The sequence below is a fragment of the Methylocella tundrae genome, assembly GCF_901905185.1.
In the GTDB taxonomy this organism is placed as follows: Bacteria; Pseudomonadota; Alphaproteobacteria; order Rhizobiales; family Beijerinckiaceae; genus Methylocapsa; species Methylocapsa tundrae.
The window spans coordinates 1-674 of sequence record NZ_CABFMQ020000137.1 but is presented as its reverse complement, the minus strand read 5'-3'; the positions used below and the strand labels follow the sequence as shown (position 1 = coordinate 674).

Here is a 674-nt window from a genome sequence, read left to right as displayed (position 1 = left end):
CTGCTGGAGCAGCCGCAACTGCTCGAAACGCCTGCGGTTGCTGGGGTCCGCCAGGAATGGATCTAAAGCCCAGACCGCCATCTACGAGCGGAATCGCTCGGGCGGTGCCAGACTGCGCGGTATGGAGTGAACGCTCATGCTGTACTCGATTGACGCTCCATCGTCCGGCGCGAAGAGAGTCACGGAATGCTGACAAAAATGCGATCCCGGAGCCGAAGGACGCTGATCGACAGGCGCGGCATTGAAGCAAGGGCCCCTAGGTGCTGAGGACTTATATTTCTCAACCAATCGGCCGACAGGCCGCTGAAATGTCCAGGCCCTGCTCATAGACCTGAGTCGACACACCCAGTAGCCCAAGTACAGAGTGAAAGAGGTTGTCATGCGACAGGGCGGCCGGGGATTTTTCTTTCAAGCAATCGCTGTTGATCATGCGACTCTCCTTGAAGCCGTCCGACAACCACCAAACCATGGGTACCTTGGTCTGTTCGTCAGGTGCAATCGCCCTGGGCAAGCCGTGAAGAAACAGCCCTTTCTCGCCCAGCGACTCGCCGTGGTCGGACACGTAGAGCATCGCCGTATCGAAGCGGCTCTCCTGGCGCTTGAGAAAGGCTACAGCCTGCCCCAGAACATGGTCGGTGTAGAGCACTGCATTGTCATAGGCATTCACTATGCTC

Annotated in this window: 1 protein-coding gene; it reads right to left on the bottom strand. The window is 58.0% G+C overall.

Going from position 1 to position 674, the window contains the following annotated elements:
• Nucleotides 1–280 precede the first annotated feature (280 nt).
• On the bottom strand, nt 281–674 hold a 394-nt coding region (locus tag MPC4_RS19130), incomplete at its 5' end, for a sulfatase-like hydrolase/transferase (RefSeq protein ID WP_174513933.1).